Raw genomic sequence first — 10,100 nt, 5'->3', positions numbered from 1 at the left:
AGTGGAATGTAAATAAAACAGATAAATTAAAGAAACTTGCAGACCACTTCATAAGAATAGTACCAAAGTGGAATGTAAATTTAAAATGCACAAGGCAAATCACCCAAGTACAGAGCATAAGAATAGTACCAAAGTGGAATGTAAATGGAAAGCCTTGAGCGTTATATAATTCCCTAGGCTCATAAGAATAGTACCAAAGTGGAATGTAAATTTGCACGAATTCGGTTAGGTGAAACAGCTTCAAGATAAGAATAGTACCAAAGTGGAATGTAAATGTTTGAACTGCTCCGTGAACGCACATTGTGTTATGATAAGAATAGTACCAAAGTGGAATGTAAATTTTCTAGCTGCTCTAATATGACTAATCCCTAGTACATAAGAATAGTACCAAAGTGGAATGTAAATATGTGAAACAAGCCTGTACAGGAACTTTTACAGCAGGATAAGAATAGTACCAAAGTGGAATGTAAATATATAAATTAGCTGAAGAGAATGGAATTGATAAGGAATAAGAATAGTACCAAAGTGGAATGTAAATGAACAATGGAGAGATAAGCAAAACATGGAGCTATCTATAAGAATAGTACCGAAGTGGAATGTAAATGCACAAGGGCAATTGAATCCGTTACAAGAAGTAAATATAAGAATAGTACCAAAGTGGAATGTAAATTAGGAGAATGGCACTTTTATCAAACTGACGAATCAATAAGAATAGTACCAAAGTGGAATGTAAATTTGCATATTTCTTCGTACAGCTTAATTGGTGTACTTATAAGAATAGTACCAAAGTGGAATGTAAATGTAGCATTTTTCTCTTTGCTTGAAGCTGTTTATCATAAGAATAGTACCAAAGTGGAATGTAAATATTGGAATTGTTGTAATAGCAATTACAGCCCTAATTGATAAGAATAGTACCAAAGTGGAATGTAAATCAAATTAAAATTCCACGCCGTGGAAAATGTAAAAAATTATTTGACTACGTAATACTCTGAATGAGGGAAAGTACTCATCCCCTATCTTTCAATTTACAACCCCGTCCCAATATAATAAACTTAACCTATACAAAAAATCAAAAAACAAGAAATGAGGACAACCAATGACCATAAAAAACATAATCTTCGACATCGGCAATGTACTAATGGCATTCTGCTGGGAGAAACATTTTCGTAGTTTTGGATTTTCAGAAGACATATTTCAGAAGGTAGCTAAAGCAACAGTGCTAAGCCCTACATGGGATGAGTTCGATAAGGGAGCATTAAATCCAGAGCAGTTACTACGGGATTTTATTAAGAATGATCCAACAGTAGAAGAAGAGATACGACAAGTATATGAAGATATTAGTGGAACGATTGAGATATATCCATATGCAGAAGAATGGATTCGAACGTTGAAAGAGAATGGATATAACGTATATGTTTTGTCTAATTTTAGTGAGAAATTACATAATGAATGTGGGAATAAGGTAGACTTTTTGAAAGAAGTAGATGGATATATTCTATCCTATCAAGAAAAACTGATTAAACCAGACGACCGAATTTATCAAACACTGATTCAGCGGTATGGGCTTGTGCCGGAAGAAAGTGTATTTATAGATGATAGGGCGGATAACATTCAAGCAGCCAGAAAGAATGGATTACTTGGAATTGTGTTTCAATCATATGAAGAAACGATAGAATTGTTACAATCAATGAAAGTAAAGATATCAATTTAGATTAATTTAGAATTATATATGCTAAGCGAAACTAACAGAATAAAATCAGCAAAACCTACAAAATAAATTCATTGACAAATATTTTAACACTTGTTATTATTAATTTAAATAGGGCAAAGGGGTTCTTAAATGAATTCCTATGCCCTATTTTTGTAAGAAAATAAGTAACACGAAGAATTACAAGAATATGCCCTAGTGAAAAAAGGTATTATAAAAACATAAACAATAGAAGCAAAAACAAAATATATCTATAGAAAGAGAGGACACCTAAAATGAGTAATTATACAAAACAAGACATTATTGAATTAGTAGAGGAAGAAGATGTAGAGTTTATACGACTTCAATTTACAGACATTTATGGAACATTAAAGAATATGGCGGTTACGACAAGCCAGTTAGAGAAGATATTGAATAATCAGTGTAGATTTGATGGGGCAGCGATTGAAGGATTCACAAGTAATGCGAAGTCAGATTTGTATCTTCATCCAGTGCTTGATACGTTTGAGATTTTTCCATGGAGACCACAACAAGGGAAAGTAGCAAGATTTTTATGTGATGTATGTCAAAAGGATGGGACATCATTTGAAGGAGACAGTCGTTATGTATTAAAGAAAATAATAGAACAGGCAGCAGAGATGGGATATTCCTTTGAAATAGGTTCAGAATGTGAATTTTATTTATTTCAAGCGGATGATAATGGAGTTCCAACTACAAAGACAGAAGAAAAGGCAGGATTTTTTGATGTAGGGCCTGTTGACTTGGGTGAAAATGTACGTAGAGAGATCGTATTAACATTAGAAGATATGGGATTTGAGGTGGAAGCATCTTATCACGAAGCAGGTGCATCACAACATCAAATCGATTTCCAGTATGATGAAGCGTTAAGTGCAGCAGATAATATTATGACATTTCGTATGGTTGTAAGAATTATAGCGAAGCGTCATGGATTGCATGCTACATTTATGCCAAAGCCATTGAATGATTCGAAAGGATCAGGAATGAATATATTGCTATCAATATTGAAAGATGGAGAGAATATATTTGGAAGAGAAGAGAATGCCGAATTGTGTGATGAGGCAAAATGGTTTATAGCAGGTGTATTAAAGCATAACGCTGCGATTACAGCAGTAGTAAATCCAATTATCAATTCCTATAAACGTTTAGTACCAAGTTATAATGTACCTGCATATAACGGTTGGTCTGTTCATAATAGAAATGCAAGTGTGCGTGTACCAAATGACATTGATACCGATAGTAAGATTGAACTTCGTTCACCAGATTCCTCCGCGAATCCATATTTGACGATAGCGCTATATCTAGCAGCAGGTTTAGAGGGGATTCGTAATAAAGAAAAGTTACCAGAAGCACTTCCGAATGATGCGATGAATCAGGAAGGATATAATCAAGATGTTAAACGACTTCCAAAAACATTGATAGATAGTATTGAAGTATTAGAGGAAGATACATTTATTAAAGAGGTATTAGGTAACCAGATTGTTGAGAAATATATCGGTGCTAAAAAGAAGGAATGGAACGATTATTGCTCCCAAGTAACAGCATGGGAAGTGGAACAGTATTTATATCGCATCTAATCATACAATCGGAGGCTAATAATATACCGATTGTATAGGTTGGAGGTGAAGCAAATAAATGATTAATATAATAATTGCATTTCCTAAGATAGATGATGCTAAAGTAATAAAAAATGTTTTAATACAAAATGGGTATGAGGTAGATGCAACGTGTACAACAGGGGCACAAGTAATTGCAACCGCGAATAATTTAGATGGCGGAATCGTAATTAGTGCGTATCGTTTTACGGATATGTTCTATAGTGAGTTACACAACTACCTTCCGAAAGGATTTGAGATGTTGTTAGTGGCGGCGCCGACTAAGTTTGAAGACTGCATTAATAATGATATCGTTTGTCTTGGAAAGCCGATTAAGACCCATGATTTGCTGAATACACTCCAGATGATGTCGCATAATTATACACGACGGAGAAAGAGATTAAGAGAGAAGCCAAAGCAAAGAACAGAGGAAGAAAAGGAAACAATTATTAAAGCAAAACGCATACTTATGGATCGTAATAACATGACGGAAGAAGAGGCACATCGCTATATTCAAAAGACGAGTATGGACAATGGAACGAATATAGTAGAAACAGCACAGATGATTTTATGTTTAATGTAATTGCTTCAAGGATAAGAAAACAAAATATAGTGTGAACAGTAACAACAGTAAGAATTATTATCATCTAATTTCGTAAATTACGTTGCATAAATGTACATTATAGAGTAAAATAGCAGAATGTAGAGAGAAAAAAAGGAGGCTTCCTAATGTACAAAATTAATGAGAATTATTTAAAGTTACCTGGTAGTTATTTATTTTCAACAATTGGAAAGAAAGTAAACGAATTCACAACGGCAAACCCTGACAAGAAGATTATTCGTCTTGGTATCGGTGATGTTACATTACCTTTATCGCCAGTTGTTATTGATAGAATGCATAAAGCAGTAGACGAAATGTCAAAACAAGAGACATTTAAAGGATATGCACCAGACCTTGGATACGAATTTTTAAGAGAAGCAATCGCAGTGAATGATTATAAAGCTCGTGGAGTAGAAATTGCACTTGATGAAATCTTCATCAGTGATGGTGCAAAGAGTGACTCTGGTAATATCGGAGATATCTTTGACATTGATAATAAAATTGCGGTATGTGACCCAGTATATCCAGTATATGTTGACACAAATGCAATGTCAGGAAGAACAGGAGAATATTTACCTGAGCTTGGCAAATGGAGTAATGTAATCTATATGCCATGTACAGCAGAAACTAATTTTGCTCCGGAATTACCAAAAGAAGAGCCAGACGTAATCTATCTTTGTTTTCCAAATAACCCAACAGGTTCTACAATTAATAAAGCAGAATTACAAAAATGGGTTGACTATGCACTTAAAGTAGGTGCGGTAATTATCTATGATGCCGCTTATGAAGCATATATTTCAGAAGACGATGTACCTCATACAATTTATGAATGTGAAGGCGCAAAAGCTTGTGCAATTGAACTTAGAAGTTTCTCAAAGAATGCTGGTTTTACAGGAACAAGACTAGGATTCACAGTTATCCCAAAAGAATTAAAGAGTGGAGATGTTACTCTTAATAGCCTATGGGCAAGACGTCAAGGAACAAAATTCAATGGTGCACCTTACATTGTTCAAGCTGCTGGAGCTGCTATCTACACAGAAGAAGGTAAGAAGCAAACAAAAGAGCAAATCGCTTACTACATGAATAACGCGAAAGTAATTCGTGAAGGTCTTGCTAATGCAGGATATACAGTATCAGGTGGTGTGAATGCACCTTACATCTGGTTAAAGACTCCAGAGAAGATGACTTCATGGGATTTCTTTGATTATTTACTAAATGATGCCAACGTTGTTGGTACTCCAGGTTCAGGATTTGGACCAAGCGGAGAGGGATACTTCCGCCTTACTGCATTCGGTTCTTACGAGAATACAGTGGAAGCAATCGAAAGAATTAAGAAATTATAAAAGATATATAGATAATAGGTGTAAATAAAAACAGATATGAGAATATGATATGTTCAACGGACATATTTATATCCTTATGTCTGTTTTTTCTATTGCGAATTTAATTCGAAGGTGCTATAAATATATGATACAAGGAGGATGAAGCAATGACAAAGGAACGTAATGATAAAATGTTAATAAGACCAGCTACAATAGAAGATGCTGCAGGAATACTTGCCGTATATGCGACTTATATATTAAATACAACAATAACATATGAATACGAAGTGCCTACATTACAAAATTTTAAAGAGAGAATACAAAAGATTATGAAGTTCTATCCTTATCTCGTATGTGAGTCAGAAGGGGAGATTGTAGGATATGCCTATGCCTCACAGCATATGGAACGAGCTGCTTTCAAGTGGGGAGCAGAGATTTCGATTTATATGAAAGAGGGGTATCATGGAAGCGGTATTGCAAGTGAGTTATACGAGCAAATCATTGCAATTTTATACAAACAAGGTGTATATAAAGTATATGAATTAATAGATTCACCAAATGAGAAGAGCGAACGTTTTCACATAAAGCGTGGGTTTAAAGAAATTGCTTGTTTACCACACACGGCATACAAATTAGGCAGATGGTGTGATATGAAATATTATGAAAAAATATTGTGTGAATGCGAAGGTACACCAGGTGAATTGGTTTCCGCAAGGGAAGTTTCTGATACAGAAATATAGAATAATATACGTAAACAGTTCAAAGGATGAAATAAAAATATACTTTATAAATACAAGAAAACAATGAAATATACAGTAGAGCTACAGAGAAAAACTTACGAAAGAAAGGTTTTGCAAAAATCGCTTGCGTTTGTAATTTAGTTATGCTAAGATAAGCGAAATAGAAATTGTAAAAGTGTTGAAAGAGACTAAGACTTACCGATAGCATTTGTAAACAGGAATATAGTGTCACCGACTGAGAGCACTATTTTGATGATAAGTAAGTTGAGGAACACTCTGGAGCTGGTGAATTGAACAAGTAGGTAGTATAGAATGAAAGAGATTTTTTCATTTAGATTGTTTTGCAAATCATGTTTGTGAAACGCAGAAGTCTCGTACTACGAAACAGTAGGTTCGCACGTTGCACGCGTTAAGTGTTTAAGCGGAGAAATTACACATTTCTCAATGCGGGTGGTACCGCGGGAAAATAGCTTATCCCGTCCCGGAATATATTTTATTCCTGGGACTTTTTTTATACCCATTTTTAAATTATATTTAAGTATTTTCAAGTATGTTGGGGTCTGTGAGAGGTTAGTATCAGATAAATGGTATACGCAGACTTTTGAAATGGGAAGATAAAAGTCCAGAATGGATTAGAATATGCTAGAACCACAGTAATTGCAGGAACTTCTATTTGCTGCAACAGGTTCTAGTCAGAAAGCTTAGATATTACATCAATATGACTAATATTTAAGGAGGGATTTCTATGGAATTTATTTCAGGAATCAAAGAAAAGGAAACAGTAAGTATTTGTGACATCATCTTAGGAGATGATGCCTATGGTAGCAAGGAAACAGGTATTGCAATGGAAGGGAAAAGCATTCGATTGAATGGGGCTGTTCATACGATTCGAGATATGGGCGAATTGGCTTTCCTAGTACTGCGCAGGCAAGACGGCGTTGTACAGTGTGTATATACCGAAGAAAATGTATCGTTTGACTTGAAGACATTAAAAGAGGGGGCAACGCTGGAGGTTCAAGGTGTTGTTGCGACAGAAGAACGAGCACCAAACGGATTCGAGATACGATTGACAGATATGAAAGTATTGTCAATGCCATCTTATGATACGATGTTACCAATTCCGATTAGTAAATGGAAACTAAAAACTTCGCTTGAAACCAAATTGTCGTTGCGACCAATTTCCCTTCGTAACATTCGAGAAAGAGCAATCTTTAAGATTCAAGAAGGAATCGTTCGTGGTTTTCGTGATTTTATGTTTGCACAAAAGTTTACAGAAGTTCGTACACCAAAAATCGTTGCAGGTAATGCAGAAGGTGGCGCAAATGTATTTAAGCTAGAATATTTCGGCAAGAAAGCATTCTTAGCGCAAAGCCCACAGTTCTACAAGCAAACAATGGTTGGAGTTTACGATAGAGTGTTTGAAGTAGCACCTGTATTTCGTGCAGAGAAACACAATACAACAAGACATTTGAATGAGTATACAAGTATGGATTTCGAAATGGGATATATCGATGGATTCGAAGATATCATGGAGATGGAGCAGGCGATGCTTGACTATACATTCAAATTTCTTGAGAAAGAATATAGCAAGGAGTTACAAATCCTTGGAGTGAAATTGCCTGATGCTTCTAAAATTCCAACGGTACGATTCGATGAAGCAAAACAGTTAGTAGCGGAGAAGTATGATCGTAAAATTAAAAACCCATATGACTTAGAACCAGAGGAAGAAATCTTGATTGGAAAATATTTTAGTGAGGAATACGGAAGTGATTTGGTATTTGTAACACATTATCCATCAAAGAAAAGACCATTTTATGCAATGGAAGACCCAACTGATATGAAATTCACATTAAGTTTTGATTTGCTATTCAAAGGAATGGAAATTACAACAGGTGGTCAAAGAATTCACAACTATGAAGAGCAAGTGGCAAAGATGGTTGATCGTGGTATGGATCCAGAAGACTTTTCAAACTATCTTATGATTCATAAATATGGTATGCCACCTCATGGCGGACTTGGTATAGGGTTGGAACGTTTGACAATGCGTCTTCTTGATGAGCAAAATGTAAGAGAAACAACTTTGTTTCCTAGGGATGTTTCACGGTTAGAGCCTTAAGTTCATTTCTTTGTATAAAAGGGACGCAAAACTCTTGATGGCTGTGAAGGCTTCTTTGTTGGTGTTCGATAACACGAAACACGCTTTGCATCTTAGTACTTCTAGGTGTGTATGGGAGAGAGCTGAGGAGATACGGAATCGACCTCAATTCGCCCTCCTGGCTCAGTTCGGTCTTAGGGCATATCTAGAAAAATCATTGCCCTGTTCTGCACCCTCCACTCAGCGGTCTGAAAGCTCAAAATTCAGTCAATGTAGCCCGCTACATCTCCTGAATTTTGAACTTCCATCCCACTAAGTGGAGTGCACAGCTCAGTACAAGCATTTTTCAGATACGCCCTAACTCGGCGTCCATGCCTCGCCTTCCTTGGTTATTCAATACACACTAAGAAGTACTACAGATGCTACGCTATCGTTTCTTAGTTATCGAACGCCAACGAAGAAGCATTGGGAAGGTATTGAGAGTTTTGCTGGTTGTATAAAGGGAAAGAAAGTGAAAGTAATTGATGGAATGATAGTAGTTAATAGAGTGGAAAGATTTCTAGGTAAGATAATTGATAACTATTTCGAATGTGGTAATGCAAGGCATTTTTTGTAGTAAAAGTTAAAGCGGGTCAAGAGGATAGTAATCGATAGATATGTGAATTAGGTTATTAGAAATATAAAGGATAAACGTGCAGAAAACTTAAAAGAGAGTAAGCGCAATAACTTGAAATAAAATTCTTTATGTATGTACCTTAGAATAGTAGATGAATATAACACCATTTTCACTCGAAGTTTAATAAAAAAGTTGAAAGAAAATAAACGTAAAGGAATATGCAGCCCAACCCTTCTTTCGACTATATATATGTTACTGTTCACACATAACTTTCACAGTAACATATATTCGGGCAATATCATATGTAATCTTGTGATATTTATGCATAGGTAGATGTATGAAGATAACAGACGAAACAATCACATATGTTGCGGCACTGGCTAAGTTAGAGCTTTCTCGGGAGGAGAAGGAACGTGCTAAGACAGATTTGGAGAATATTATTGGTTACATGGATACGATGAATGAGATTGATACGGATAATATTGAACCGATGTCGCATGTGTTTTCTATGAAAAATGTTTTTAGAGATGATGTTGTGACAAATGGGGATGACCGTGATAACTTACTTGGAAATGCACCAGTTAAGAAAGATGGTTGCTTTATTGTTCCTAAGACAGTGGAGTAGAAAGGGGGAGGACATGATTATGGCAGAGATTCAATTACAAGATGTGACTCCTATGACAGCCCTTACATTAAGCTCTATGATAAAAGCTGGTGAGGTTTCTGTTGAAGAAGTTGTGAAGAAACAGTTAGAGATTATTAAGCAGGAAGATGATAAATACAATTGCTATATTACTGTATGGGAAGAGGCGGCGATTGCTCGTGCGAAAGAAGTACAGATGTTAATAGATGAAGGAAAATTAGCAGATTCACCACTTGCAGGTGTGCCAATTGCAATTAAAGATAATATCTGTACGAAAGGTGAGCTAACAACATGTGCATCAAAGATGTTGTCAAACTTCAAGCCACCATATAATGCAGAAGTCATTGAACGGTTAGAAGCAGCAGGAGCTGTTATAATTGGTAAAGTAAATATGGATGAGTTTGCAATGGGAAGTACAACGGAGACTTCTTACTATGGAGCAACTAAGAATCCTAGAGGTGTAGAGTATGTGCCAGGTGGTTCAAGTGGTGGTGCAGCGGCAGCTGTAGCAGCAAGAGAAGCGGTAATTGCACTTGGCTCAGATACAGGTGGTTCTATTCGCCAACCAAGCTCATTTTGTGGAGTAACAGGAATTAAGCCAACGTATGGAACGGTATCACGTTATGGATTAATTGCCTATGCATCTTCTCTTGACCAGATAGGGCCAATAGCAAATAGTGTTGCAGATTGTGCAAGTGTACTAGAGGTAATAGCAGGGCATGATGGCAAGGATTCAACGTCAGTTCAAACCGAGAGCTATCA

General features: G+C 36.0%; 9 protein-coding genes and 1 CRISPR repeat array. All 9 genes read left to right on the top strand.

The window, feature by feature from the left end; all coding sequences use genetic code 11:
* Positions 1–50 precede the first annotated feature (50 nt).
* Positions 51–932: a CRISPR direct-repeat array (repeat unit 30 nt; unit sequence ATAAGAATAGTACCAAAGTGGAATGTAAAT).
* Between the two features lie 164 nt (positions 933–1,096).
* Positions 1,097–1,711, top strand: a complete 615-nt coding sequence (locus RMR19_RS18280) for an HAD family hydrolase (protein WP_310604944.1) — start codon at positions 1,097–1,099, stop codon at positions 1,709–1,711.
* Positions 1,712–1,983: 272 nt separating this feature from the next.
* A complete protein-coding gene (gene glnA, locus RMR19_RS18275; protein ID WP_310604943.1) occupies positions 1,984–3,303 on the top strand; it encodes a type I glutamate--ammonia ligase in 1,320 nt (439 codons plus the stop codon).
* 58 nt (positions 3,304–3,361) lie between these two features.
* Entirely contained in the window at positions 3,362–3,904 is a 543-nt protein-coding gene (locus tag RMR19_RS18270; RefSeq protein ID WP_310604942.1) for an ANTAR domain-containing response regulator, read from the top strand.
* Between the two features lie 146 nt (positions 3,905–4,050).
* Positions 4,051–5,265 (top strand): LL-diaminopimelate aminotransferase, encoded by a 1,215-nt coding sequence (locus RMR19_RS18265; protein WP_310604941.1) that lies wholly within the window; start codon positions 4,051–4,053, stop codon positions 5,263–5,265.
* 146 nt (positions 5,266–5,411) lie between these two features.
* Positions 5,412–5,984, top strand: coding sequence for a GNAT family N-acetyltransferase (locus RMR19_RS18260; protein WP_310604940.1), 573 nt, complete (start codon positions 5,412–5,414; stop codon positions 5,982–5,984).
* Positions 5,985–6,729: 745 nt separating this feature from the next.
* A complete protein-coding gene (gene aspS, locus RMR19_RS18255; RefSeq protein ID WP_310604939.1) occupies positions 6,730–8,100 on the top strand; it encodes an aspartate--tRNA(Asn) ligase in 1,371 nt (456 codons plus the stop codon).
* Between the two features lie 364 nt (positions 8,101–8,464).
* Entirely contained in the window at positions 8,465–8,695 is a 231-nt protein-coding gene (locus RMR19_RS18250) for a hypothetical protein (RefSeq protein ID WP_310604938.1), read from the top strand.
* Between the two features lie 337 nt (positions 8,696–9,032).
* Positions 9,033–9,320 (top strand): Asp-tRNA(Asn)/Glu-tRNA(Gln) amidotransferase subunit GatC, encoded by a 288-nt coding sequence (gene gatC / locus RMR19_RS18245; protein ID WP_310604937.1) that lies wholly within the window; start codon positions 9,033–9,035, stop codon positions 9,318–9,320.
* Positions 9,321–9,339: 19 nt separating this feature from the next.
* The coding region (locus RMR19_RS18240; RefSeq protein WP_310604936.1) for an amidase at positions 9,340–10,100 on the top strand (761 nt) is incomplete at its 3' end.

Source organism: Anaerosporobacter sp., assembly GCF_031551385.1.
In the GTDB taxonomy this organism is placed as follows: domain Bacteria; phylum Bacillota; class Clostridia; order Lachnospirales; family Lachnospiraceae; genus Anaerosporobacter.
Note: the sequence above shows the minus strand (reverse complement) of the source record. Positions and strands in the feature narration are given on the sequence as shown.